Origin of the sequence: Streptococcus mitis (assembly GCF_003942795.1) — a bacterium.
Lineage (GTDB): Bacteria > Bacillota > Bacilli > Lactobacillales > Streptococcaceae > Streptococcus > Streptococcus mitis_BJ.
Window position 1 is genome coordinate 63064 of record NZ_RJNY01000006.1, and the last position, 24707, is coordinate 87770.

Annotated in this window: 26 protein-coding genes, 1 pseudogene and 2 riboswitches; of the genes and pseudogenes, 4 read left to right on the forward strand and 23 right to left on the reverse strand. The window is 41.1% G+C overall.

What is annotated here, in order from left to right:
- Positions 1-31: 31 nt before the first annotated feature.
- Positions 32-130: riboswitch (TPP riboswitch) on the forward strand.
- An 83-nt stretch (positions 131-213) separates the two neighbouring features.
- Positions 214-1005: a bifunctional hydroxymethylpyrimidine kinase/phosphomethylpyrimidine kinase gene (gene thiD / locus D8847_RS04205; RefSeq protein ID WP_125840712.1), complete on the forward strand. Its 792-nt coding sequence runs from the start codon at positions 214-216 to the stop codon at positions 1003-1005.
- Positions 1006-1052: 47 nt separating this feature from the next.
- Here thiD and thiE read toward each other — a convergent pair whose 3' ends face one another.
- From thiE to typA, 18 genes are all read right to left on the reverse strand, one after another.
- Positions 1053-1685 (reverse strand): thiamine phosphate synthase, encoded by a 633-nt coding sequence (gene thiE, locus D8847_RS04210; protein ID WP_125840713.1) that lies wholly within the window; start codon positions 1683-1685, stop codon positions 1053-1055.
- On the reverse strand, positions 1678-2481 hold the full coding sequence (locus D8847_RS04215; protein WP_125840714.1) for a hydroxyethylthiazole kinase: 804 nt from the start codon (positions 2479-2481) through the stop codon (positions 1678-1680). Before D8847_RS04215 ends, thiE begins: the two co-directional genes overlap by 8 nt.
- Entirely contained in the window at positions 2481-3005 is a 525-nt protein-coding gene (gene thiW / locus D8847_RS04220) for an energy coupling factor transporter S component ThiW (protein ID WP_001244055.1), read from the reverse strand. The genes D8847_RS04215 and thiW overlap by 1 nt, the downstream gene beginning before the upstream one ends.
- A gap of 3 nt (positions 3006-3008) precedes the next feature.
- On the reverse strand, positions 3009-3701 hold the full coding sequence (tenA, locus tag D8847_RS04225) for a thiaminase II (protein ID WP_125840715.1): 693 nt from the start codon (positions 3699-3701) through the stop codon (positions 3009-3011).
- Positions 3702-3711: 10 nt separating this feature from the next.
- A complete protein-coding gene (locus D8847_RS04230; RefSeq protein ID WP_125840716.1) occupies positions 3712-4362 on the reverse strand; it encodes an energy-coupling factor transporter transmembrane component T in 651 nt (216 codons plus the stop codon).
- A 1-nt stretch (position 4363) separates the two neighbouring features.
- Positions 4364-5749, reverse strand: a complete 1386-nt coding sequence (locus D8847_RS04235) for an ATP-binding cassette domain-containing protein (protein ID WP_125840717.1) — start codon at positions 5747-5749, stop codon at positions 4364-4366.
- Positions 5750-6310, reverse strand: coding sequence for an ECF transporter S component (locus tag D8847_RS04240; RefSeq protein WP_125840718.1), 561 nt, complete (start codon positions 6308-6310; stop codon positions 5750-5752).
- Positions 6311-6468: 158 nt separating this feature from the next.
- Positions 6469-6557, reverse strand: a riboswitch (TPP riboswitch).
- Between the two features lie 148 nt (positions 6558-6705).
- Positions 6706-7842, reverse strand: a complete 1137-nt coding sequence (lctO, locus tag D8847_RS04245) for an L-lactate oxidase (protein ID WP_125840719.1) — start codon at positions 7840-7842, stop codon at positions 6706-6708.
- Positions 7843-8085: 243 nt separating this feature from the next.
- On the reverse strand, positions 8086-8718 hold the full coding sequence (gene pyrE / locus D8847_RS04255; protein ID WP_033605932.1) for an orotate phosphoribosyltransferase: 633 nt from the start codon (positions 8716-8718) through the stop codon (positions 8086-8088).
- A 38-nt stretch (positions 8719-8756) separates the two neighbouring features.
- On the reverse strand, positions 8757-9452 hold the full coding sequence (pyrF, locus tag D8847_RS04260) for an orotidine-5'-phosphate decarboxylase (RefSeq protein WP_125840721.1): 696 nt from the start codon (positions 9450-9452) through the stop codon (positions 8757-8759).
- A gap of 245 nt (positions 9453-9697) precedes the next feature.
- Positions 9698-10852, reverse strand: coding sequence for a cell division protein FtsQ/DivIB (locus D8847_RS04265; protein ID WP_125840722.1), 1155 nt, complete (start codon positions 10850-10852; stop codon positions 9698-9700).
- Between the two features lie 9 nt (positions 10853-10861).
- On the reverse strand, positions 10862-11920 hold the full coding sequence (locus tag D8847_RS04270; protein ID WP_125840723.1) for a UDP-N-acetylglucosamine--N-acetylmuramyl-(pentapeptide) pyrophosphoryl-undecaprenol N-acetylglucosamine transferase: 1059 nt from the start codon (positions 11918-11920) through the stop codon (positions 10862-10864).
- Between the two features lies 1 nt (position 11921).
- Positions 11922-13274 (reverse strand): UDP-N-acetylmuramoyl-L-alanine--D-glutamate ligase, encoded by a 1353-nt coding sequence (murD, locus tag D8847_RS04275; RefSeq protein WP_125840724.1) that lies wholly within the window; start codon positions 13272-13274, stop codon positions 11922-11924.
- Between the two features lie 103 nt (positions 13275-13377).
- Positions 13378-14019, reverse strand: coding sequence for an ABC transporter ATP-binding protein (locus D8847_RS04280; RefSeq protein WP_125840725.1), 642 nt, complete (start codon positions 14017-14019; stop codon positions 13378-13380).
- A 1-nt stretch (position 14020) separates the two neighbouring features.
- The gene (locus tag D8847_RS04285) at positions 14021-16042 is read right to left on the reverse strand and encodes a bacteriocin-associated integral membrane family protein (protein ID WP_125840726.1); all 2022 of its coding nucleotides are present in this window, start codon (positions 16040-16042) and stop codon (positions 14021-14023) included.
- A gap of 70 nt (positions 16043-16112) precedes the next feature.
- Positions 16113-16415, reverse strand: a complete 303-nt coding sequence (locus D8847_RS04290; RefSeq protein WP_185757918.1) for a lactococcin 972 family bacteriocin — start codon at positions 16413-16415, stop codon at positions 16113-16115.
- Positions 16416-16610: 195 nt separating this feature from the next.
- Positions 16611-16865, reverse strand: coding sequence for a DUF3165 family protein (locus tag D8847_RS04295; RefSeq protein WP_125840728.1), 255 nt, complete (start codon positions 16863-16865; stop codon positions 16611-16613).
- A gap of 19 nt (positions 16866-16884) precedes the next feature.
- Positions 16885-18726 carry a translational GTPase TypA gene (typA, locus tag D8847_RS04300; RefSeq protein WP_000164116.1) on the reverse strand — a complete coding sequence of 614 codons (1842 nt, stop codon included), beginning with the start codon at positions 18724-18726 and terminating at the stop codon, positions 16885-16887.
- 158 nt (positions 18727-18884) lie between these two features.
- Between typA and D8847_RS04305 the strand changes: the two genes are divergently transcribed.
- A complete protein-coding gene (locus tag D8847_RS04305) occupies positions 18885-19610 on the forward strand; it encodes a 16S rRNA pseudouridine(516) synthase (RefSeq protein ID WP_125840729.1) in 726 nt (241 codons plus the stop codon).
- Between the two features lie 40 nt (positions 19611-19650).
- On the opposite strand, the pseudogene D8847_RS10770 reads toward D8847_RS04305, so the two are convergent.
- The 3 genes and pseudogenes from D8847_RS10770 to D8847_RS04315 all read right to left on the reverse strand — a co-directional run bounded on the left by D8847_RS10770 (position 19651) and on the right by D8847_RS04315 (position 20580).
- Positions 19651-19883, reverse strand: a pseudogene (locus D8847_RS10770) (DUF4190 domain-containing protein).
- 86 nt (positions 19884-19969) lie between these two features.
- Complete coding sequence (locus D8847_RS04310; RefSeq protein ID WP_125840730.1) at positions 19970-20350, reverse strand: rhodanese-like domain-containing protein; 381 nt, start codon at positions 20348-20350, stop codon at positions 19970-19972.
- Complete coding sequence (locus D8847_RS04315) at positions 20350-20580, reverse strand: YqgQ family protein (RefSeq protein WP_185757919.1); 231 nt, start codon at positions 20578-20580, stop codon at positions 20350-20352. The genes D8847_RS04310 and D8847_RS04315 overlap by 1 nt, the downstream gene beginning before the upstream one ends.
- Before the next feature lie 102 nt (positions 20581-20682).
- Between D8847_RS04315 and D8847_RS04320 the strand changes: the two genes are divergently transcribed.
- Both D8847_RS04320 and D8847_RS04325 read left to right on the forward strand, forming a co-directional pair.
- Entirely contained in the window at positions 20683-21591 is a 909-nt protein-coding gene (locus D8847_RS04320) for a LysR family transcriptional regulator (protein ID WP_096421878.1), read from the forward strand.
- A gap of 57 nt (positions 21592-21648) precedes the next feature.
- Entirely contained in the window at positions 21649-23094 is a 1446-nt protein-coding gene (locus D8847_RS04325) for an N-acetylmuramoyl-L-alanine amidase (protein ID WP_125840731.1), read from the forward strand.
- Between the two features lie 28 nt (positions 23095-23122).
- Here the strand turns inward: D8847_RS04325 and D8847_RS04330 are convergent, their stop codons facing one another.
- Entirely contained in the window at positions 23123-23440 is a 318-nt protein-coding gene (locus D8847_RS04330; RefSeq protein ID WP_000734660.1) for a hypothetical protein, read from the reverse strand.
- A gap of 243 nt (positions 23441-23683) precedes the next feature.
- Complete coding sequence (locus D8847_RS04335; RefSeq protein WP_001034432.1) at positions 23684-24583, reverse strand: DUF6287 domain-containing protein; 900 nt, start codon at positions 24581-24583, stop codon at positions 23684-23686.
- Positions 24584-24707 lie beyond the last annotated feature (124 nt).

The following is a 24707-nucleotide window of genomic DNA, read 5'->3' on the forward strand; positions in this document are numbered from 1 at the left end:
ATAAAAATATGCTATACTGTAGAAAAAAGAAAACAACCACTAGGGGTGCGTAAAGCTGAGATTAACGACTGTTAGATCCCTTTGACTCAATCTAGGTAATGCTAGCTGATGGAAGTGGAAATGATAATGAGGACTACTTGTCTTCTATTGCTTTCCTGAAACAGACTAGCTTGTTCTTAAGAATGCAAACTTCAGTTGGTTGGGAGGTTTTAGATGACTTATTTACCCGTTGCTCTAACCATTGCAGGGACTGACCCTAGTGGCGGTGCTGGCATTATGGCTGATTTNAAGTCATTCCAAGCTAGAGATGTCTATGGAATGGCCGTTGTGACCAGTCTTGTCGCTCAAAATACCAGAGGCGTTCAATTAATCGAGCACGTCTCCAACCAAATGCTGGAAGCTCAATTGGAAAGTGTCTTTTCGGATATCAAGCCTCAGGCTGTAAAAACTGGTATGTTGGCAACTACTGAAATCATGGAAATCATCCAACCCTATCTTAAAAAGCTGGACTGCCCCTATGTGCTGGACCCTGTTATGGTCGCTACGAGTGGGGATACCCTGATTGATTCTAGTGCCAGAAACTACCTAAAAGCAAATCTGCTTCCCCTTGCTACCATTATCACTCCCAATCTTCCTGAGGCAGAAGAGATTGTTGGTTTTTCGATTCATGATCCAGAAGACATGCAGCGTGCTGGTCGCCTGATTATAAAAGAATTTGGTCCTCAGTCCGTTGTTATCAAAGGTGGCCATCTTGAAGGTGGTGCCAAGGATTTCCTTTTTACCAAGGAGGAGCAATTTGTCTGGGAAAGTCCAAGAATTCAAACTTGTCACACCCATGGTACTGGATGTACCTTTGCTGCTGTGATTACAGCTGAACTAGCCAAGGGCAGAAGTCTTTACCAGGCAGTTGATAAGGCCAAGGCCTTTATCACAAAAGCCATCCAAGACGCTCCTCAACTCGGACATGGTTCTGGTCCAGTCAACCATACAAGCTTTAAAGATTAAGAAAAAACTCTCTAGTTCCCACTATAAGGGAATTAGAGAGTTTTTGATTAGGAAATAATGTCATCTAGCTTTGTTAAAAAGGCTTGTGTTTTTGCCTCAATATCTTCTGCCTGCATCAAATCACGTACGACAGCTACTCCAGCTATACCCGTGCCGATAAGTTGGTCAATATTCTCTGACGTCAGGCCTCCAATAGCAACTACTGGAATGGCGACCGTTTGGCAGATTGTTTTCAAGGTTGAAATCAGGGTGATGGGTGCATTTTCTTTGGTCGTAGTCGGGAAAATGGCTCCTGTTCCCAAGTAATCCGCACCTCCTTCTTCTGCCTCGAGGGCTCTTTTTACTGTTTTAGCTGTGACACCGAGGATTTTTTTAGGCCCCAAGACTTGGCGGGCAACCGAAACTGGTAGTTCATCGTCGCCAATATGCAGACCTGCAGCATCTACTGCAAGACAGACATCCAAACGATCATCGATAATCAAGGGTACCTGATAGGCGTCTGTTATTTCCTTGACTTGTTTAGCCAGTTGATAGTATTGATTGGTTGTGAGATTTTTTTCTCGTAGCTGGATGATGGTAACACCTGAACGACAGGCTGTCTCCACTTTTTCAATAAAGTTTTCCAAGGAATCTTGGTAGCGATTGGTTACCAGATATAGTCTAAGTGCTTCTCTATTCATAAATATCTCCTTTGATAGCATCTAGCCAGTTTTCATCTCTTTTTAGGAGAGAGAGTTGATTGAGAACTTGGTAACGAAAATCTTCCAATCCCATTCCTTGAACAAGTATTCTCTCAGCAGCGATATTGAGATAAGAAACTGCTAGGCAAGAAGCTTCAAATGCAGTCTTTCCTTGGCTGAGAAAAACGGCTGTCAAGGCTCCAACCAGGTCTCCTGTCCCTGTTATCCAATCCAATTCGTCACAGCCATTCCTCAATACAGCAACTTGATTTTCTGAAACGATGAGGTCCTTGGGGCCAGTGACTAAGAAAGACATACCAGGATAAAGCTGACACCAGTCTTTCAAGACTTGAAGCAAATCCTCAGTTTCTTGATCTTTAGCACTAGCATCAACCCCAACTCCGTGATGTTTTAGACCAACAAGACTTCGGATTTCTGACATATTTCCTTTAAGGACCGTGGGCTTGTATTCTAAAAGATCTCTGACTAGTCCCTTACGAATGGGGGAAGCCGCTATGCCAACCGCATCTACTACCATTGGGAGAGAAGCTTGGTTTGCATAAGTAGCTGCCATACGGATTGTTTTCTCCTTCTCAGCTGACAAATGCCCCAGATTGATGAAGAGAGCCTGACTTTGCTTAGTAAAATCAAGAACCTCACGGAGATCATCTGCCATGACAGGTTTAGATCCCAGAGCCAAAATGCCATTAGCCAGCATCTCACAGGAAATCTCATTGGTGATGCAGTGAATTAAGGAGCTAGAGCTCAGAGGAAAGGGATTTGTAAATTCCTGCATCAGTCTATCCTTTCTCCAAAGAAATATCCTTGTACTTTTTTAAAGAATTCCTGCTTGATTAAAAATCGAAAGGCAAGAAAAGCTATGGCTGTACCGATCAAGGTCGCTCCGAAAAATCGCGGAGTATAGATAAACCAGCTGAGCTTGGCCGCAGATCCCGTAAAGAGAACCATGACAGGATAGGAAACAATGGAACCGATAATCCCTGTTCCCAAAATCTCTCCTAGGGCAGAATAGTGAAATTTTCGACCGTACTTATAAAAGAGACCTGCAAGGAGGGCTCCAAAAGTAGCTCCTGTGAGGGCCAAGGGCGGAATGCCTTGAGTAGACATACGGATAAAGGCTGTGACTGTAGCCATGACCAAGGCATAAACAGGCCCCATCAAGATTCCTGCAAGAATGTTGACTACACTAGACATTGGTGCCATTCCTTCAATTCGGAAGATGGGTGTAAGAACTACGTCAAGGGCAATCATCATGGATAAAATAGTTAATTTGTGAACTTGAAGTTGGTGGTTTCTCATTTTCTATTTCTTCTCTTTTTCTAAGGACTGCAAATCACTCGTCCAGGTTTGGTGTTGGTAAGCCATCTCCCAGAACTTGGCTTCCATGTGGACACTTCTGTGGAAGGCCTCTAGCATTTTTTGTTTGTCCATCTCATTGCTTTCTCGATAGAGTTGATTGACCAGCGCTTCTTCCTCTTTAATCTGCTGTTCTAACTCATCGGTGATATAGGTCTCAATCCACTGCTGATAAAGAGGATTCGGGGATGGTTTGCGATTAAGTGCCTTACCCAAATCATGATATAACCAAGGACATGGGAGCAAACTAGCAAAAGCAATGCCCAAGTTTGATTCTGCAAATTGTCGATAAATATGAGAAATGTAATGATAACAGGTGGGAGCGATTGGATGTTGCTCCATTTCCTGGTCACTGATTCCCAATTCCTTAAAAAATTGTTGGCGGATAAACAACTCACCCTCCACTAGACTCTGGGCATTTTGTTTCAAGAGTCTTTTCATATTTTCGTTTGAAGTCTTATCAGCCAAGAGGTGATAGGCTTCTGAAAAAGACTTCAGATAGTAGGCATCCTGAATCAGGTAATAGCGGAAAATAGAAGGTTCTAAATTTCCCTCTTGTAACTGTAAAACAAAGGGGTGATGAAAGGAAGCCTGCCAAGCTTCCTTGGATAATTCCATCACAATATCTGTAAATTCCATAATAACTCCTTTATAGAAATAAACTGGTTTGAAGCAATAAAAAGAAAAGTAGGTAGATCAATTTTGTCCTCTGGGAAATGTAAAAAGTCTGATAGCTATTCCCCAACTGTGCATGTTCGTCATATCCGTGCGCAGATAGAGCTCTCAGGTATAGATGACGCCATCTAAAGACCGTCATCAGAACCTTGCTGTAAATCAAGGGCGACCAAACATGCAGTTTTTGACCACGCAATAAGCAAGCTTCCTTGAGGGACTTGATTTCCTGCTGAATGAGGGGAAAGGCATTGAATACCACAATCAAGGCATAGGCCCAAGAACGCGATAACCCCTTTTGAGCCAAGTACAAGAGAAGCTCTTTTAGGGAAATACTGGAAACAAAGACAAGACCGATACAAACCGTCACAAAAGCTCTTGTTCCAAGCATGACTGCCTGCGAAGCATCTCCGTGTAACTGAACTGCCCAGTAGTTGGCCAAAGATGGCAAAATGGCTAGTAGAATCATCCAAGCCAACATCTTAAATCGACGGTAATAGAGCAAAAAGAGGATGCAAAATGCGACTACCGAAAGATTCAGAGCAATCGAAGGAAGGAAAGATGTTTCCAAGGATAAAATCAGCAAGAAGAGACTGATAATCGGTGTCTGGGTTGCTACTTTGATCATACTATCTTACCTCCCCTAGAGTATCATTGTTCAGAGATGGGAGAGGTTTGCTGATGGTCACGTCTTGAAGATGGCTGAGACCCTCACTAGTCATCTCAATCCAATAATCAACCACAGAGATCAAGGGATCTAAACGATGGCTAATGATCAAAAAACTTCTTCCTTGATTTCTCTCCTCCAAAATCCACTTGCAAAAATAATGGCATGCTCTATCATCCAAACCTGCAAAAGGTTCATCTAGCAAAATCACAGACACCTTGCTGGTTAAGATGGTCAAAAGCTGAAGAATCTTTTGCTGACCACCACTTAATTGATAAGGACTCTTATCGAGTGCCTGATTCAAATTAAAAAACTGTAATGCTTGGAGAATCCGCTGATTTCTTTCAGAGTCTGAGCTATCTAATTGCAGTTCCTCTCGCAGACTGACTCGGATAAACTGCTTCTCAGCTTCCTGAACAACACCTGTCAGATCACAATACAAACTCTTTTTCTTTTTGAGAACCGCCCCCTTCCAAGTAATGCGTCCTTTATACTTTTGAAATTGAAGAATGGAGCGAAAGAGGGTTGATTTCCCGACACCATTGTCACCCAGGATACAGGTAATCCCTTGGTAAAATGTGAAATCTGCAATCGAAAAGAGGGGGCGATTCCCCAGCTCACAAGTCACACGGTCCATATGGAATAGTTCTGGGCTAGAAGCAACTTCCTTTGAAGCAACCTGTGTCATCTCAGAGGTAGGGATTTGAAAGACTTCCCTTAGTTGGCCATCTCTTAGCTCCACCATATGGTCGATATAGGCTTCATAGTCCGTTAAATCATGGTCACACAAAATAACTGTCTTCCCATTAGAAGCCAACTCTTTTAGAATCTCCAATATCTCGATTCTGCTCTTGCGGTCAATGGAAGCAAAGGGCTCATCCAAGAGATAGACCCTAGGATTCATGGCAAAGAGGACAGCTAGCGCAGCCTTTTGCTTTTCCCCACCTGATAAGTGATGAATGGGGCGGTGCAAGATTGGCTCGCAACGACATTGCCGAACCACCTCTGCTATTTTAGAATCAATTTCCTGAACAGGATGCCCGATATTCTCCAAGGTAAAAATCAGCTCCTCAAACAAGTTCTCCATGGTAAATTGATGATTGGGATTTTGAAAGAGAATCCCAACTGTCTGGACACGTTCGACGATAGAAAGCTGACTGACCTCGCCCCCATTTATCAGTACTTGACCACTATAGGGAAGAGAACTGACTTGGGCAATGACTTGAAAGAGGCTTGACTTTCCAGACCCACTACTCCCAACTAACAAGGTAAAAGCTTGGGCATGAAAAGTAAAATCAATCGACTCTGAGAAGATAGGGGACTGAATCTCCCGTAATTCCAGGCCCATCTATGCTTTTCCTCCAGCTGCAAACTGATGATAGAGTTTGACAATGGCACGAACCAAGATGGTACAGAAGAAAAAGACGGAAATAAAACGCACCACCAGCAAGGAAAGGACAAAGGGAAGGGAGAAGGCATAGTAACCTAATTTAATGTATTCATAGACAAAGCTAAAAAGGGTAATCCCAATACTATTAGCAGTTAGAGAGAGCCAACTTTCATAACGATTCTTGGTCACAAGAAAGCCAAATTCACTTCCCAACCCTTGAACCAAGCCGGACAAAAGAGCACCTAGACCGAATTGGCTACCATAAAGGACTTCAGCAAGCGCAGCGAGTACTTCTCCAATCGTTGCGCTTCCGACTCTTGGAACAAAGATAGCCGCAATGGGCGCAGCCATACACCAGAGACCAAAGAGGATTTCATTGGCAAAGGACTGCAAACCAAGAGGGGCCAAGATCAGGGTGAGGATATCAAACAGATAGCCTGAACCCACAAAAACGCCACCAAAAAAGATAGACAAGAAAGCAAGTAAGATAACATCTTTTAATTGCCATTTTTTCAACATAAAAAACTCCTTTTTTTAAAGAAAAGTGGGGCATTAAAGGTGAGCTACCAAAAGGCTTGCCGTCAAGCCTATCCTCTTTTGATAAACAAAAAAACTCCAATTACAATTAAGAATTAGAGTTTACCTTACAAGATTAGACGGTTCTTTTCGACATACGAAAAAAACGTTTCACATTTCCCTTCGCCAGTATTAACTGTATCAGGTTCAATGGGTATCATCTCAGCCTAAGGCACCCCAAATGTCTTTATTATTTTATTACTGGACCAGTATAACAGAAATTGAAAGCCCTAGCAAGATATTTTACTGGAAAATATATTTATATAGTTTCTGATAACGATTTAATCTTTCTATACACGAAGAAAAATCTCCACATCAAATGGAGACTTTCTACTTTCTCAATACAACTTCAAATCACGTGAATCAACTGGGAAGGATGGATTGTATGGATTGTGACGGAGTTTAAAGTGTTTGACATCCTCAATAGTCTGAGTTCCAGATAATTGCATGACTGTCTTCAATTCTGCATTCAAGTGTTCAAAGACTTGACGTACACCGACACTACCACCGAGAGCCAAACCATAGATCACAGGGCGACCAATAGCTACCAAGTCTGCTCCTGAAGCCAAAGCTTTAAAGACGTGCTGACCGCGACGAACACCAGAGTCAAAGACAATTGGTACACGTTTATCAACTGCTTCAGCGACTTCTTGAAGTGAGTCAAAGGCCGCTGGCCCACCGTCGATTTGACGGCCACCGTGGTTGGTTACCCAGATACCAGAAGCACCTGCGGCAAGCGAACGTTCAACATCTTCACGGCATTGTGGCCCCTTGACATACACAGGAAGTCCTGAGTATGCAGCGATAAATTCTACATCGCGTGGAGACAAGCGTTGTTTGGCTGATTTGTAAACAAAGTCCATTGATTTACCAGCACCTTCTGGCAGGTATTCCTCAACAATCGGCATGCCAACTGGGAAGACAAAACCATTGCGCTTGTCCACCTCACGATTGCCCCCTACAGTCGCATCTGCTGTCAAGACAATCGCTTTGTAGCCTTCAGCCTTCACACGGTCCATGATGTGACGGTTAATGCCGTCATCCTTACTAAAGTAAAATTGGAACCAATGAGGTGTCCCTTGAAGGGCTTCCGTAATTTCTGGAAGATCTACAGTAGAGTAAGAACTAGTTGTGTAAAGAGAACCAAACTCATGCACACCACGCGCAGTCGCCACTTCACCCTGTTCATTTGCTAATTTATGAGCCGCAACAGGCGCCATAATGATGGGTGAAGACAATTTTTCACCTGCAAATTCAATCTCTGTACTTGGATTTTCAACATCACAAAGCGTATGAGGAACGATGAGTTTATGGTTAAAGGCACGGATGTTCTCGCGTAAAGTGAAAGTATCCTCTGCTCCACTAGCGATATAACCAAAGGCAGCTTTAGGAATGACTTGTTGAGCCATTGGCTCCAAATCATAAGCGTTAATAAAATCTACAGGTCCTTCTGCATTGCTTGTTTTATATGACATAAAGTGTCCTCCTTATTAAGTAAGCGTTTACTTTGTCTTACATTAACTATCTTACTTCTTTTTCAGAATTTTTTCAAAAATTTTGTCTGGAAATTTCAAACTGATTATCTGAATATGCCGACAAAAAAGAAGGTCTCTCATTCTACCATTATCCTATATTCATCTTTACCTTTAGGAATCATAGTTTGATTGCCTATATGCAAAAAATCAGGTAATCATAAGGACTACCTGATTTTCTATGTTTTAAGAATTTTGCCAATTTTCTTGGTCTTCTTTAAAGCGTTTTAGAAGGTCGAGTCCTTCTGGTGTGATATAGCCTTCTTCTTGGGCTAGGTGAATGAGTTCACTGTAGTTAGAAAGCGTCACAAGTTTGACACCTGCATCTGAGAAGTTCTTGTCAGCTTTTGGCAATTGGTAACTGAAAATCGCTACAACACCAAGTACATCTGCACCTTCGCGTTTAGCTGCTGCTACGGCCTCAAGAACAGAACCACCTGTTGAAATCAGGTCTTCAACCACTACCATTTTTTGACCTTGAGCTACACGGCCTTCGATTTGGTTACCAGCTCCGTGGTCTTTTGGTTTGCTGCGGATGTAGGCAAAAGGCAAGTTCATCTTGTCAGCGATGATAGCTCCGTGTGGAATCCCTGCTGTCGCAGTTCCTGCAATCACTTCCACCTCTGGAAAGGCTTCTTTGATAGCATCTACAAAACCATTTTCAATTAGAGTACGAGTTTCTGGATAGGCTAGTGTCACACGGTTGTCAGTATAAATCGGCGATTTGATACCAGATGCCCAAGTGAAAGGCTCCTCTGGTTTAAGGTAAACGGCTTGGATTTTCAAGAGGTGGCTAGCGATATCTTTAGCAAGTGTCATAGTATTCTCCTTTGTTTTTATAATCTATTTCTTTAATTTCAGTCTTGGTTCCATTCATTCTTGATAGCATGATAAGCTACAACAGGATCCTCAGCTTGGGTAATAGGACGTCCCACTACGATATAGTCACTACCGATTTGATAGGCGTCCGCTGGCGTCATGACACGTTTTTGGTCTCCTACCGCAGCTCCCGCTGGACGAATTCCCGGTGTCAAACAGATAAAATCTTTGCTTGTTGCTTCTTTGATAAGCTTGACTTCCTGAGCTGAGCAAACGACACCGTCCAAGCCCGCTTCAGCTGTCTTCTTGGCATAGTGAATGACCGATTCTTGAAGACTGGTTTGGATATTTTGAAAGTCTCTCATTTGTTCTTCAGAAGTTGAAGTCAATTGAGTGACAGCAATCAATTTTGCTTCTTTTCCAAGACCTTCACGCGCAGCCTTCATCATCTCTACACCCCCAGCAGCATGAACATTGGTCATGTCTACACCAAGCTGAGATAAGACCTTCATAGCAGATTTGACTGTATTTGGAATGTCATGTAGCTTGAGATCCAGAAAGACACTATGCCCCAATGACTTCAAATAACGGACAACTCCCGGACCCTCCGCATAATAAAGCTCCATTCCCACTTTTAGATAAAGACTTTCTTCAGCTGGGAAAAGAGATAAAAATTCCTTGACTGCCTCAAAACTAGGAAAATCAAGAGCAATAACTGGACGATGTTCACGCATACTTTTCTCCTTTTACCTTTGCGAGCAAGAGAGTATGGTCAAAAACAAACCACGAAAAAAGGAACCTGCCAACAGCAAGGTTCCACGAAAAATGGGTAGTCTCCACCCTTTCACCGTCTAACCTTAGCTGCCTCTCTGGACTGCTTTAAAGGTTTTTTTCTATTCTATTATTTATAGTAGGACTTGTCAAGCAAAAACTCGAAACTGGACTTCTATACCATTCAAAATCAAGAGGAAAAGTTAGTCTAACGACTCTGTGATTGCTGGTTCGTTTGGCTTTGATTTCCCTGTTCTTCTTGTTTTTTCTTTTCTTCTTCCTGTTTTTTCTTCTCAGCTTCCTTAGCCTCTTGTTTGGCTTTTTCCTCAGCCTCTTCTATCAATTTATCCGCTATCGTATAGCTGTATACTCCAGCTTCCATATCGACTACACTCGGCTCTGTCAATTGGGGCTTGATTTTGCTGTAATAAGGCAATTTTTTACTCAACTCTGACAAGGGAACCAATATTTCATCTGTATCCAGCATGGTAATTTTTAAAAGATCTGCTGTTGCCTTGCTCGGCGCTAATTCGATTTTCTGGATTTGACTCTTGATATCCTCACTGATAGTAGACAATCCTGTGATCAGCTCTTTCACCTGCTGCTCATCGTTAAAGGTAACTGTCAGATAAGTCTCAGGCAAGTTTAAGCGATCAACAGGAGTTGACTCTACTGTACCACTAGACAGAATAGGATAATGTTCTTCACCAGACACATAATAACCAACAATATCAAATTCCTTAACCTCAATCGTAAAGTTAGTCGGAAATTGATAGTTAATCTTCGCTGATTCTATCCAATGGTTGGACTTGATTCGCTCAGCATATGTTTCCTTATCCAACAATAGAGCTAAAGTATAGTCACTATCTTGAATTCCAGAAGCCTGTTTGATGTCATCCGCCTGCGTGTTACTATTTCCCTTAACCTCGATATTTTTGATGGTCGAAAGTGGAGTCAACAGATAGACTGAAAAAAGGAGGACTAGGACACTGGGTACCAAGATACTCACAGCTCGCCAAATATGAACAGGCGCAATTTTAGGTTTGGCTGGTTTCTCTGGTTTTTCTTTTTTCTTCTTTTCTTTTTCTTCTTTGACTTTAGGATCATCTTTTTTAGATTTTTCTTCTTTTTCGGATGATTCTTCGTCTGGAACAGTTTCGTTCTGGTCGGAATCACTTGATGACTTCTTACTTTCCTCTAACGACTTAGAGTTTTTCCCCATTCGAGCTTGTTTTTCCTTTTCCTTCTCTTCAGCTAGGGCAGCTTCTTCCTCAGCCTTCTTCTTCAGGTATTCCTGGTTTCGTTTCTGCCATTCAGACAATTCTTGCTTCTGGTTTGATTCTTTTTTCTTATCCTTTGACATTGATATTCCTTATGATAGGTCTTTTCTTAGTAGATCGTAAAAATCCGCAAGAGATTTCAATTCAGTTGATGCCTTCATGCTAGCTTGGTACTGATCCTTGTGACTAAGCAAGTGGCTGAGTTTCTCCTCCAAGCTTTCCAAAGTCAAGTCACTTTCTTGAAGTTCTTCTGCGTAGCCTTTCTTAACAAAGTAAGCTGCATTTTCAATCTGGTCACCACGACTAGCTTCACGACCAAGCGGCACAATAACATGCAATTTTGCCATGGCCAAGAGCTCAAAAATCGTATTGGCACCACCCCGTGTCACAACAATATCAGCCAATTCCATCAAGGGTTGATAGAGATCTGTCACATAGTCAACACGAAAAAGATTTTGGCTCAACTCATTCAGGCTAGAATCTCCAGTTAGGTTGATAATATTGTAGCGCTCTGTCAGTTCTTTCTTATGGTCTGTCACCAATTGGTTAAAGACACGAGCGCCTGCAGAACCACCCACAAACAATACAGTTGGCAATTTAGGATCAAAGTGGGTTTGGATATCCACCAATTCATCTGATTCTGAAGTTTTTTGATCTGAAACCTTTGTTACTGCTCCCACATGCTCGACTTTTGCGAGACCAGCAGCCTGCTCAAATGTTGAATACATCTTAGTCGCAAATTTATAGGCAATTTTATTGGCCAAGCCCATAGACAGGTCCGATTCGTGAATAAAGACAGGTACTCCTGACACACGCGCTGCGATAACCGGCGGTACTGAGACAAAGCCCCCCTTAGAAAAAAGAGCCTGTGGACGCAGTCGTAACATGATAAAGAGGGATTGGACAATTCCCCAACCAACTTTGAAGACGTCCAGCATATTTTGCCAAGAAAAATAGCGACGCAACTTCCCAGTCGCAATGGAGTGGAAGGTCACATTCAAGCCTGACTTGAGGATTTCTTGGTGTTCAATTCCGTGTTTATCACCAATATAGTGAACTTCCCAGCCGTCTTCGATGAACTTAGGCATTAACAAAAGGTTGAGGGTGACGTGTCCAACCGTCCCCCCACCTGTAAAGACAATTTTTTTCATATTATTCCTTTAACTCCGCTACTGTGTCGATAAAGAGGTCGCCACGTACTTCAAAGTTAGCATACATATCCCAGCTAGCATTGGCAGGGCTGAGGAGAACCACATCTCCTTTAGTCGCGAGCTCATAAGCCTTACGGGTCGCATCTGCAATATCAGTGGCATCCACATAAGCCACACCTGCCTTATCCGCTGCCCGTTTGACACGCTCAGCAGATTGACCAAGGATGACCATCTTCTTGAGTCCAGTAATATCTGGCACCAATTCATCAAACTCATTGCCACGGTCCAAACCACCTGCAATTAAGATGACCTTACTATTGTCAAATCCTGACAAGGCTTTTTGAGTAGCTAGGATATTAGTTGACTTGCTATCGTTATAAAATTTAATCCCCTTGATTTCATCCACAAATTGGAGACGGTGTTTGACACCACCAAAGGATGAAAGAGTTTCCTTGATGGTTTGGTTGTCTACACCACGGAGCTTGGCTACTGCAATGGTCGCAAGGGCATTTTCCACATTGTGGCTACCTGGAACTCCGATTTCATCAGCTGCCATGACCACTTCCCCACGGAAGTAGAGTTGACTATCTTCAAGATAAGCTCCATCAACCTTTTCCTTTGTTGAAAATGGTACAACAGTGGCTTGTGTTTTAGTAGCCAATTCTTTTGCCAAGTCTTGGTTAAAGTTCAAGACAAGGAAATCAGCTGCTGTCATATTATTTTGGATATTCCACTTAGCTGCCACATAGGCCTCAAAAGAACCATGGTAGTCGATATGAGTGGGCATGAGGTTGGTAATAACCGCAATCTCAGGATGAAATTCTTGAACACCCATCAGTTGGAAAGAAGAAAGTTCCATGATAAGTGTGTCCTTGGCTGTTGCAGTTTGAGCCACTTGACTGGCAGGATAGCCGATGTTCCCTNACAAGAGACCGCGTTGACCAGCAGCAGTCAAAACTTCCCCAATCATCGTCGTTGTGGTTGTTTTCCCATTTGAGCCTGTGATACCGATAATTGGCGCTTCTGAGATCAAATAAGCCAATTCCACCTCAGTCAAGACTGGAATCCCCTTTGCCAGAGCCTTCTCAATCATGGGATTGCTATACGGGATACCTGGATTTTTCACCATCAGAGCAAAATCTTCATCCAATAATTCCAAAGGATGCCCACCAGTGACAACCTTGATTCCCTCTTCTAGCAAGCTTTGAGCAGCAGGATTTTCCTCAAAAGGCTTGCCGTCATTTACTGTCACAATAGCACCTAGCTTGTCCAACAAACGGGCTGCAGACTCACCAGACTTAGCCAAACCTAAAACAAGGACTTTCTTATTTTTAAACTGATTGATTACTTTCATGTCTCAAACTCCATTTCTACTCCTACTATTTTACCATTTTTATGAAAATAAAAAAGCCACAAAGTGTATTTGTGACTCTTTCTTCTAACTTAATGTTCTCTTATCATCGATGAGATAAATCGGTAACTCGAATAACTTGGTCCACTTGTTCCCAAATCAGAGGATTGTGGGTCGCAATAATAATCGTTCGATTCGGATTTTTTAAAGATTCTAGGATAGAAAGTAATTCCTCAGAGTTTTTGGGGTCTAAGGAAGCGGTTGGTTCATCTGCGAGAATCAAAGGTGGATCCTTTAAAATTATCTTCGCTAGTGCAACACGTTGTGCTTCTCCTCCTGATAATTCAAAGATAGGTTGCTTTAAATCTAAATAAGAGAGGTTAACACGGTTTAGAGCTTGTTTCATCAAAGAGATTTTCTCTTTTTCCTTCAACTTTTTACCAACTAAACCCAGATTGAGATTCTCTTTGACGGTTTGGCTTTCAATTAAGCCAAAATCTTGAAATAAGTATCCTAAGTAATCTCTAAAGAAAACAGAGGGCTTGATGTCCTTAAGAGAGGTGCCATCATAGATGATTTGCCCTTTGTCATATGGCTCTAATCGTCCAATCATATTCAAGAGTGTTGTCTTACCACAGCCACTTGTACCAATTAAGGCATAAATTTTCCCACCTTCAAATTGAAGATTCGTATCTGAAAATAGCTGACGGCTTCCAAATTTTTTAGATATATTCTTTAGTTCAATCATCCTATTTTCCTTTCATAATTGTCATAGAAACACGAGATTCTTTCTGCGCTTGACGGTAAAGCATCAGAACTGCACTAACTAGAAAGACTAATAAAGTGAGCAAGCCAATCACCAAGTCTCGACTGCTTAAAATAAAGAAACTAGCACCAAATACAAAACTGGCAAATTGGCTAACCATATACTGAGCATGTGTTTCAAAAAATCGCAAACCAGAAATTCGTTTAATCAAAATCTCACGACGGAATTGTTCAAAATAAAGAAGATTCACAGAATAAAAGAGTAACAAGGAACTAGCTATCCCCACAATAGCTCCTAAGATTAAAGTTGCTGTTTCAGTTTGAACTTCATTATAACGAGTTAGATAAACACTTCTTCCTTCTTTAAGATAGGATACTTGCTCATAAATTCCTGCATTTTTCAAGAGTTTAATCCCATCTTCATATCCTTTGACAAAGATATTCTTACCAGCATTGATAGACCAACTAGATTTGGAAATGATACTATCACCTATAGATGTTGGAGTAAATACAACTAAAATCGGATCCGTCAAATACTGAGTGGATACGGGATTCTCACCGTTATTATAAACAAACCGCTTTTCTCCAGTTGGAAGATAACTAACAATCGCTCTCATTTCATACTCTAAAGGAGCACTTGCCTCCTCACCAGATTTTCCATAATCACTCAATCTTTCTTCAAAAGCTTTCTTAAGTTCTGCTTCCTGTGAACGAAGAGATTCTGGTAATAAGAGTCCAAATTCCCCTTTTTGGAGATGGGCTAGTTTCTGTCTAGTCTCACCATTTACAGATACATTTTCCTTGTCCAAATAACTTGGACTGACATAGAGAACATTAGCATCTGGACTATAGGTATCCAGTGTCTCTCCCTGTTCATTTTTTCCTTGAGGATTTGCAAAATGAATGAGATTATCTTTTACAAATAGAGCCTGTTCTTCTTCTATTGCTTCCTTGGCAAAGGCATACCACTTATTCTGATTTTCTGTATCTTTTACTCTATCACCTAAGCCAAAGAAAATCTGGTAATAGTCTGCTCTGTCCTGCCATGCTTGTTTTGAAATTTCAAGTTCTTTCAATCGTTGGTAAGACGTCAAACCTGTCTTAACAGCGTAGCCTACTGTAAAAACAGCTACTAACTGACACAATAGGGTTAAAGCCATCAGGCGTTTAAGGGGTAATCTTCCCTTAATAACGGGAACTAATGCTTTATAACTCAAACTCATTAGATAAAGGAGCATTAGTAAAATTGAAATCCCCAATAAAAACAAAAGATAGAAACTAATCCCAAAACCATAGGTGGCTAACAAGATAGGATAAAACAAACCTTGACTAAAAAGAACGACTCCCCCACCTAGGAAGGAAAGGAGGGCTGATAGAAGGAGCCATTTGATATCAGTAGATAAAGAATGCCCCATGATGGATAAGAGAGTCTGACCAGAAAAGAGTTTTATACCTGCAGCTCTCATTTCCTTAATCCGAGTGATAATCACTAGAGCAAAGAAAGATAAGCCAAATATTGCTAAACTAATTAAAATAAGGGGAATTAGTAACATTCTAAAAGCAAGAGAATAGGGCGGTGTCTTTCGGTCAGGAATTGCTTTATAACCCAAATCTCCTAATTTATCGGCAAGCTTTTCTTTCGTCAAGGAGCCTGACAAAAGGAGATAACTATTTAGCGGATCACTACGTTCACGACTTTCTTGGCTAGCTTCTTGGAATTCTTTTGGTAAAATTCCCTGACCATAAGTTGCATAAGTAAAGTGAGTCGTCCCATCCTTACTCGGCTCTACGATTCTTCTAGCTATTAAACTCTGTTCTGAGTTTGCAAAATTCTCCAATTCCTGTTCAAATACCTCACGCGTCGGTTCCTGAGTATCTTTTTTGACACGAAGTAAGGAAACGGAATCATAGCTTGCAAATAAATATTGTGGCGCACGTAAGACAATAATCCAAGCAAGGAAGAAGCTGAGAAAAAAAGTTGATAATAATATGAATAGTTTCTTCATAGTAGACTCCTTATAAACAAAATTCCCCTTGTAATTTCTTACAAAGGGAATTATCTAAGAAAACTAAATATTAGTCGTCATAATCATAGTAAAATGATACTTGTTCCCCAAATTCAGTCCAAATCCAAGCCTCTGAAGTTTCTCCTGCAACTGCTTCTCCTCTATCTGAAAGACTATTCCATCTACTTACAAGAGAAGAATAATGATATTTTTTACCATGATAGTAATTTGAAAAAGCCCAACCACCTCCTGAGCCTTCTCCGTATGTCCATACTCCTCCATCTGGATATTGTACAGCAGCTGATACGGCTCCCATTAATGTAAAGCTTGAAATAAGAGCTAGAGCGAGTAATCCATGTTTTTTCGTTTTCATTTTACTTTTCCTTTCAAAAAAAGCACACCCTGAGTAACAATGCGACAAAATGAATCCTCCTCTCTTTTTTTGAAACCGATTTCTTTTGCGTTTATGCTATCATTTTTATCATAGTTTGTCAATAAATTTTACAAAAATATTTTAACAATTTTATCTGTCTAAGTCTAAAAAAGAGAGCCATAGCTCTCTTTCTATTTATCTTCTTTTGCTCTTCTTTACAGACATGAGCGTAATGTCTTTCAAGCTAAAATAAGCTAGAGCCAGCATGGCGATTGTGACAAAGAATTCTGTCGGTAATTGGAAGATTTGCAAGATGGATAACATCAGCAAAATCAAGAGTGCAACAACTACAAAGACCAAGATAACGATGTTGACTGTTCCTTTGATACTTTGAGGTGTCGCAAATACATAGAGTAGTAATAAGAGTATCCCTATGATTAAATAGACCATCTTTATCTCTTTCTAGCTCTTATTCAGCTGATTTTTTCTTTTTGTTAGCTTTCTCGCGCTCTGCCTTATTGAGGATTTGCTTACGCAAACGGATAGACTCAGGCGTTACTTCCATGTACTCATCGTCATTCAAGAACTCAAGAGACTCTTCAAGGGTCAAGATACGAGGTGTCTTGATAACTGCTGTTTGGTCCTTAGTAGCTGAACGGACGTTGGTCATTTGTTTCGCTTTAGTGATGTTAACTGTCAAGTCGTTTTCACGAGAGTTTTCACCGATGATCATTCCTTCGTAAACCTCAGTACCTGGGTTGACGAAGATGGTTCCGCGTTCTTCGATAGACATGATTGAGTAAGTTGTAGCCTTACCAGCATCGATAGAAACAAGGGCACCACGGTGACGTCCACCAATTTCACCCGGAATCAATGGCAAGTATTGGTCGAAGGTATGGTTCATGATACCGTAACCACGAGTCATTGACAAGAACTCAGTTGAGTATCCGATCAAACCACGCGCTGGAACTAGGAAGACCAAACGAGTTTGACCATTACCAGTTGAAATCATATCCAACATTTCACCCTTACGTTCAGAAAGGCTTTGGATAACAGATCCTTGGTATTCTTCAGGAGTATCAATTTGCACGCGTTCAAATGGCTCACATTTAACACCGTCGATTTCTTTTACGATAACTTCTGGACGAGATACTTGAAGTTCATAACCCTCACGACGCATGGTTTCAATCAGGATTGACAAGTGCAATTCTCCACGTCCTGAAACAGTCCATTTATCTGGTGAATCCGTTGGGTCAACACGAAGGGAAACGTCTGTTTGCAATTCTGCTTGCAAGCGTTCTTCTACCTTACGAGAAGTCACCCATTTCCCTTCACGACCTGCAAATGGTGAATTATTTACCAAGAAGGTCATTTGAAGAGTTGGTTCATCGATATGTAGGATTGGAAGAGGTTCAATGGCATCCGTCGGAGTAATAGTTTCACCAACAAAGATATCTTCCATACCGGATACGGCAATCAAGTCACCTGCTTTGGCTTCTTGGATTTCACGACGTTCCAAACCAAAGAAACCGAAGAGTTTTGTTACACGGAAGTTCTTCGTTGTACCATCTAGCTTAGAAAGGGTAACTTGGTCCCCAACTTTCACACTACCACGGAAGACACGACCGATACCGATACGACCTACGAAGTCGTTGTAGTCCAAAAGTGACACTTGGAACTGCAAAGGCTCATCTGAGTTATCCACTGGAGCCGGGATATGGTCGATGATGGTGTCAAAGATTGGCGCCATTGTTTTTTCTTGATCAGCTGGATCATCTGACAAGGAGGATGTTCCGTTGATAGCTGAAGCATAAACAACTGGGAAATCAAGCTGGTCATCATCTGCGCCAAGCTCGATGAAGAGTTCCAAGACTTCGTCCACTACTTCTGCTGGGCGAGCTGATGGTTTATCGATTTTGTTGACAACCACGATTGGGACAAGGTCTTGTTCCAAGGCTTTTTTCAATACGAAACGAGTCTGTGGCATGGTTCCTTCGTAGGCATCTACGACCAAAACGACACCGTCAACCATTTTCATGATACGCTCAACTTCTCCACCGAAGTCCGCGTGTCCTGGTGTGTCCATGATGTTGATACGAGTTCCGTTGTAAGCAACGGCTGTATTTTTAGCAAGGATGGTAATTCCACGCTCTTTTTCGATATCGTTTGAGTCCATAGCACGCTCTGCCAATTCAGTACGTGCATCAAGCGTTTCTGATTGTTTCAATAATTCGTCAACGAGGGTTGTTTTCCCGTGGTCAACGTGGGCGATAATCGCAATGTTACGGATATCTTCTCTTAGTTTTGTCATGATTTCCTCTAATATTTAAATTTTTATTTCTAACTGAACAATTATACCACAGTCTCATTCAAAAATCACAGTTCAGCTAAGTGTAAATGTTTTCACTCTGCTTTTCTAGTCAAGGCAACTCTTTTCAAAGTCAGAGACTTATGATAAGATAAGCTGGTATGCGTTTAGATAGATTATTAGCCCAAGAAAAAATCAGTCGCAAGTCTATGAAACAGGCTCTATTAAAAAAAGAAATCCTAGTAGATGATTGTCCAGCCAGCTCACTCGCTCAAAATGTCGATACTGGATTGCAGAAACTAGTTTTTCAAGGACGGCAGATTCAAGGATACAAGCACACCTACCTCATGCTTCATAAACCAGGTGGAGTGGTGACAGCCAGTCAGGATAAGGACCTACCAACCGTCATGGACCTCCTTCCACCTGACATCCAGTCTGACCAGCTCTATGCTGTCGGCAGATTAGACCGTGACACAACGGGACTGCTCCTTCTGACAGACAACGGACCTCTTGGTTTTCAGCTTCTTCATCCCCAGTACCATGTCGATAAATCCTATCAAGTGGTGGTCAACGGACTGCTCACACCAGAACATATCCAAAAATTCAAAGAGGGAATTGTCTTTTTAGATGGGACTACTTGTAAACCTGCAAAACTAGACATTCTGTCCGCAAGCCCAACAGGGAGCCGTGCCTCCATCACTATCTCTGAAGGGAAGTTTCATCAGGTCAAAAAAATGTTCCTTTCAGTTGGTGTCAAGGTGACTACCTTAAAACGCGTCCAATTCGGTGATTTTACATTAGACCCAGAACTAGTAGAAGGGCAATACCGATTCTTAAACCAAAAAGAATTAGAGAAGATTAAAAAATACTTAGAGAAAAGTGGATAAAACAAAAAAGCTTTAAATTTAAAGCTTTTTTGTTTTTTGCTTATCTAAAAAAGATTGCGATTGCTAGAATCCAGTTAAGAACAGAAACTACAAGTCCTACGATGTTGAGAATTTTTTCTGTTTTATAGTCCAGTCCAGATTCTTTTTGGTATGAAAAAGCCAAGACCAATCCTATGATCCCTAAATCAGACCCACTATTGGAGATAGCAAACCAAGGACGATAGATAAGATACCTAAAATAAGTGAAGGTTTTTTCTTTTGTTGTGAATTCATATTACAAAATCTCCTTAAAATTAATATAAATGATGATACCATAAAATGCAAGCTTTATCACTCATTCGACAGTTTTTAACAGAACCTTAGCTAGTCTTGACCATCCCAATCCAAGAATCCAACCCATAAGAAAGGATATAAATCTCAGAGAAGCCTTGTTTTTTCAGATAAAGTGCTGCATTGGTCACTCGTTGTCCGCGTTGGTTTTCGTAGAGAAGGACAGGTTTATCCTTTCGAAGGGCTGCAAGGCTTGACTTCAACTGATTTGAAGGAATATTGCGAGCTCCGAGGATATGTTTTCTGTGAAATTCTGCTGGGTCGCGGACATCAATCAACTGCCCTTTTCGAATCAAGGCTTCAAATTCTGTATTGTCCACAATCTTAGCCGCACGACGAATACGAAGGTAGTTATAACCCATCCATGCCACCATTGCCAGTATAAGTGCCCACAAAATCCAAGTAATCATTAGTTCTTATCTCCATTTTTCTCTATGTAGTCTAATTCTATCTTGTGCTCTCTACGAAGAACAGCTTCCGCCTCTAGATAGTCTAGCTTATCCATCAGACCTGCATCATAGATCCGAGAGAGTTCGAGCTTCATCAGTTCAATATCATACAAGCGCTTCCCCATGTAAATAATAATGCCAAACTGTTTGAGAAATTGCTGCACATCATAGAATGTTTTCATAGCTTCCATTTTAGCAAATTCTAGACTTTTTTTCAATACTGGACCGGCTCTTTCCCCCTATTTTCTTCGTCTTCATTGCCCATTCTTCCGCAAGTGTGGTACAATAAAAACATGAGAATTCAACAACTACACTATATTATCAAAATCGTCGAAACTGGCTCTATGAATGAGGCAGCCAAGCAACTCTTTATCACCCAACCCAGTCTCTCTAATGCCGTTCGAGACTTGGAAAATGAAATGGGTATTGAAATCTTTATCCGCAATCCCAAGGGCATTACCTTAACCCGTGATGGGATGGAGTTTCTCTCCTATGCCCGTCAGGTCGTTGAGCAAACGCAGCTTCTTGAGGAACGCTATAAAAATCCTATCGCCCACCGCGAACTTTTCAGCGTTTCCTCTCAGCACTATGCCTTTGTAGTCAATGCCTTTGTCTCTCTGCTCAAGAAAAGTGATATGGAGAAATACGAGCTCTTCCTTCGTGAAACTCGGACTTGGGAGATTATCGATGACGTCAAGAACTTCCGTAGCGAGGTCGGTGTCCTCTTTTTAAACAGCTACAACCGCGATGTTTTAACGAAAATGCTAGATGACAACCACCTCTTAACTCACCACCTCTTTACCGCTCAACCCCATATCTTTGTCAGCAAGACCAACCCTCTAGCTAAAAAAGATAAGGTCAAACTGGCTGATTTGGAAGACTTTCCTTATCTGAGTTATGACCAGGGGACGCACAATTCCTTCTACTTTTCAGAGGAGATTCTTTCACAAGAGCACCACAAGAAATCCATTGTTGTCAGTGACCGCGCCACCCTCTTTAACCTCTTGATTGGTTTGGATGGTTACACCATTGCAACAGGGATTTTGAACAGCAACCTCAACGGAGACAATATCGTTTCCATTCCACTGGACATTGACGACCCGATTGAACTAGTCTATATCCAGCATGAAAAAACCAGCCTGTCTAAGATGGGTGAACGCTTTATCGAATACTTAGTAGAAGAAGTTCAGTTTGATAGTTGATAAACCATCAGACATATTTTATAATATTTCTTAGAAAATAATGATTGGAGAATATCGTTGAAAAAGTTTATATTGGCAAGTGCTGTTGTCCTTTCAATGGCAGGATTGACCCAAGCACCTATCTACGCAGAGGAAAGCAACGCTAATCCTCCTGCTACCACCGAACAAAGCAACTCTAAGGAAGATAAGAAAGATCTTTCAACTAAAACTGAAGAGGAGGTTGCATCACTTCCAAAAGACAAGACAAAAGAAGAAGCCCCTAAAAAAGAAGGATGGCAGGAAGAAAACAAGCAGTGGCGTTTCTATGAAAACAATCAGCCTGTCCTCAAATGGAAACAAATCCAAGGCAAATGGTACTACTTCGATCAAGATGGTAATCGTCTTCATTCTACTATCTACAAAGGCTATGCCTTTGACCAAGATGGGGTTATGGTAGAAAATAGCTGGACCAATTTGGACAACCAATGGTATTATGCTGATTCCTCTGGACGACTAGCTCTGAACACTTGGAAAAAAATCAATGGTTCTTGGTATGCTTTTGAACAAAATGGAGTCATGCTTTCCAATCAATGGAAAGAAAGCTACTACCTCAAAGCCAGTGGAGCCATGGCGGAAAAAGAGTGGATTTTTGATAAATCCTACAATAGCTGGTTCTATCTAAAAGCGGATGGCCGTTATGCAAATCAGGAGTGGATTGGGGCATACTACCTCAAGTCTGGCGGTTATATGGCCAAGAATGAGTGGATTTACGACAACTATTACAAGGCTCGTTACTATCTGGACGATAGTGGACATTATGTTTCAGGAACTTACAAGATANACGGCAAGGAACACTTGTTCCAAAAATACGGCCAATGGATTTCTGAAGTTTCAACTGAAGGTGGATTTACAAAAGGTCAATACAGCAATACCATCTTCCTAGATCCTGGACATGGTGGTCAAGATTCTGGTGCCTTTTACTACAATGTCGCTGAAAAAGATCTCAACATGCAGATTTACCGCAAACTTCGCGCTAAGTTAGAAGAACTGGGCTACAAGGTCCTCACCTCTCGTGATAGCGATATTGACGTTGACTTTGTTACCGAACGTTCTCGTATGGTTAATAAGACCAACTCGGATATTTTTATCAGTATTCACTTCAACGCTACTGGTAATACCTACTCAAAAGCAAGCGGTATTCAAACCTACTCCTATAGAGATGAACCTGATTATCCAAGTAAGATTAATCAATACTGGCACAATCACTCTGATCGTATGAGTGAAAGCAAACGCCTCGCCGCTGCCATCCACTCCTCTCTTCTAGCAGAAACAGGAGCCAAGGATGCTGGCTTATTGGAGAGCAGCTATGCCGTACTACGCGAAACAGCCAAACCAGCCGTTCTCCTAGAGCTTGGTTATATGGATAATTTCTCCGAAAACCAACAAATCAGAGATAGCCACTACCAAGATAAACTGGTCGCAGGCATCGTAAAAGGGATTCAAAAATATTATGCTGGTCAGTAAAAAAAGTCTCGAGAAATCTCGAGACTTTTTATTTGCCTTCTTTTTTATCTTTATCAGGAAAGAGGTAGCCAAGTCCTACACAAGCTAGCACACCGGCACCAATCACCAAACCACTTGAAATTGGCAATAGATCAAAAATAGCATTCGCAATGATAAAGGCGATAATCAAGCACATCAAGCTAGCCTTGTAGTCTTTTTTCAAAAAGTTTTCTAGCGTGAAATAGAGGAACAATCCTACCGGAATGAGTGACCAGAGGTTTACATCCAAACTTGGCCAGCCAACAGATCCGAAATACAATACTAGCGCTGCTGCTACTAAAAATACAAGTCCCAATAATTTTTTCATTTTTTTGTCTCCATTTTCTTTTTTTGGTTCTTGAGTTGTCTGATATTGACCCCTCACGCCCTTACATGAATCATTATAGCAGAGGAATTTTTCAAGAACAAGCCCTTTTGCCTATCTGGTCAATATCTCTGTCTAAGTGGTTGAATAGTCGTGATAAAAGAAAAAGAAGCCCTAATGGGCTTCTTGATTCTGCCGAGTACAAGGGCATTTCTGAACTAAGATAATCTAAAGTTAGATTCTAAACTAGTTTTTCTTTTCCTTAGATTCTAGAGAAGATTTGATTGCTTCACGATCAGCTTGCAGTTTAGCTAAGTTCTTTTCTTCTTCCTCAAGTTTACTGGTATCTGGTTTCACACGATAGTATACATCTTCTGGTTTCATTAACATCGCTTCATATTGTTGTCCAGAAAAAAGTCTTTCCTCAGCATGATTGCTTTTATCCGTAATCTTTCCATCATCACCAGGTTGCATAACAACTCCACTTGGAACAGCAACTACTACAAATCCTCCAGCAACAGAATCTTTTACCCATGCACTGATAGAAGCTGTCTCAGGGTTACGACTATCTTGACCTTTTGATACCTTTAATCCAACTACAGATTCGTACTTTTGATCATTTGTAAACCAAGTCGCATCTACTTCTCCAGAATTCTTAATAATGTATTCATTACCAGATTGACTACGCCAAGTACCTTCTAAACTAGACAAATCATTGTTCTTGATTGCTTCAATATCGAGTTTTGAAACGGTAGTTTCTTTCTTTAACTTGCTAACAAGTGCTTCTGCTTCAGTAATTTTGGTATCTAAAGCAGCCAGTTGATCCTTGAGTTTCTGAATTTCCTCTTGTTTAACCTTATCAGTCTCATCTGTTTTTCCTTGGCTTGTAGACGCTTGACTTGTTGTCGCTGTAGTTGAAACTGAAGACGATGCTTGATTTGATTCTTTCTTTCCAATCAGAGAATGCGAGAAAACACTTACTAGGATTATAGCAACCAAAATACAGAGGACTATCCCAATATAGATTTTGATATTTCTAGTTCCTCTCGCAAACTTTTTAGTTGACTGCGCCTCTGCTAATTCTGATGCAGTTGGCTTGCAACCATTCGCCTCCTCAAATTGTTTTACCCATTCTTTCTTATTCATAATTTTCTCCTTTTTGATTTATATTCAGCCAAGCTTGCGAGACTTCATTCGTTACTATCCATGGATTTTTATGACTATTTAAAAAATCTAAGCAAAGATTTCTAGAATAATTAACTATAAAANT

Bases quoted from the DNA above. Each gene is read 5' to 3' on its own strand.
- thiE (WP_125840713.1), bottom strand. From the start codon at position 1,685: ATGAATAGAGAAGCACTTAGACTATATCTGGTAACCAATCGCTACCAA.
- D8847_RS04215 (WP_125840714.1), bottom strand. From the start codon at position 2,481: ATGCAGGAATTTACAAATCCCTTTCCTCTGAGCTCTAGCTCCTTAATT.
- thiW (WP_001244055.1), bottom strand. From the start codon at position 3,005: ATGAGAAACCACCAACTTCAAGTTCACAAATTAACTATTTTATCCATG.
- tenA (WP_125840715.1), bottom strand. From the start codon at position 3,701: ATGGAATTTACAGATATTGTGATGGAATTATCCAAGGAAGCTTGGCAG.
- D8847_RS04230 (WP_125840716.1), bottom strand. From the start codon at position 4,362: ATGATCAAAGTAGCAACCCAGACACCGATTATCAGTCTCTTCTTGCTG.
- D8847_RS04235 (WP_125840717.1), bottom strand. From the start codon at position 5,749: ATGGGCCTGGAATTACGGGAGATTCAGTCCCCTATCTTCTCAGAGTCG.
- D8847_RS04240 (WP_125840718.1), bottom strand. From the start codon at position 6,310: ATGTTGAAAAAATGGCAATTAAAAGATGTTATCTTACTTGCTTTCTTG.
- lctO (WP_125840719.1), bottom strand. From the start codon at position 7,842: ATGTCATATAAAACAAGCAATGCAGAAGGACCTGTAGATTTTATTAAC.
- pyrE (WP_033605932.1), bottom strand. From the start codon at position 8,718: ATGACACTTGCTAAAGATATCGCTAGCCACCTCTTGAAAATCCAAGCC.
- pyrF (WP_125840721.1), bottom strand. From the start codon at position 9,452: ATGCGTGAACATCGTCCAGTTATTGCTCTTGATTTTCCTAGTTTTGAG.
- D8847_RS04265 (WP_125840722.1), bottom strand. From the start codon at position 10,852: ATGTCAAAGGATAAGAAAAAAGAATCAAACCAGAAGCAAGAATTGTCT.
- D8847_RS04270 (WP_125840723.1), bottom strand. From the start codon at position 11,920: ATGAAAAAAATTGTCTTTACAGGTGGGGGGACGGTTGGACACGTCACC.
- D8847_RS04280 (WP_125840725.1), bottom strand. From the start codon at position 14,019: ATGATTGAACTAAAGAATATATCTAAAAAATTTGGAAGCCGTCAGCTA.
- D8847_RS04285 (WP_125840726.1), bottom strand. From the start codon at position 16,042: ATGAAGAAACTATTCATATTATTATCAACTTTTTTTCTCAGCTTCTTC.
- D8847_RS04290 (WP_185757918.1), bottom strand. From the start codon at position 16,415: ATGAAAACGAAAAAACATGGATTACTCGCTCTAGCTCTTATTTCAAGC.
- D8847_RS04295 (WP_125840728.1), bottom strand. From the start codon at position 16,865: ATGGTCTATTTAATCATAGGGATACTCTTATTACTACTCTATGTATTT.
- typA (WP_000164116.1), bottom strand. From the start codon at position 18,726: ATGACAAAACTAAGAGAAGATATCCGTAACATTGCGATTATCGCCCAC.
- D8847_RS04305 (WP_125840729.1), top strand. From the start codon at position 18,885: ATGCGTTTAGATAGATTATTAGCCCAAGAAAAAATCAGTCGCAAGTCT.
- D8847_RS04310 (WP_125840730.1), bottom strand. From the start codon at position 20,350: ATGATTACTTGGATTTTGTGGGCACTTATACTGGCAATGGTGGCATGG.
- D8847_RS04315 (WP_185757919.1), bottom strand. From the start codon at position 20,580: ATGGAAGCTATGAAAACATTCTATGATGTGCAGCAATTTCTCAAACAG.
- D8847_RS04320 (WP_096421878.1), top strand. From the start codon at position 20,683: ATGAGAATTCAACAACTACACTATATTATCAAAATCGTCGAAACTGGC.
- D8847_RS04330 (WP_000734660.1), bottom strand. From the start codon at position 23,440: ATGAAAAAATTATTGGGACTTGTATTTTTAGTAGCAGCAGCGCTAGTA.
- D8847_RS04335 (WP_001034432.1), bottom strand. From the start codon at position 24,583: ATGAATAAGAAAGAATGGGTAAAACAATTTGAGGAGGCGAATGGTTGC.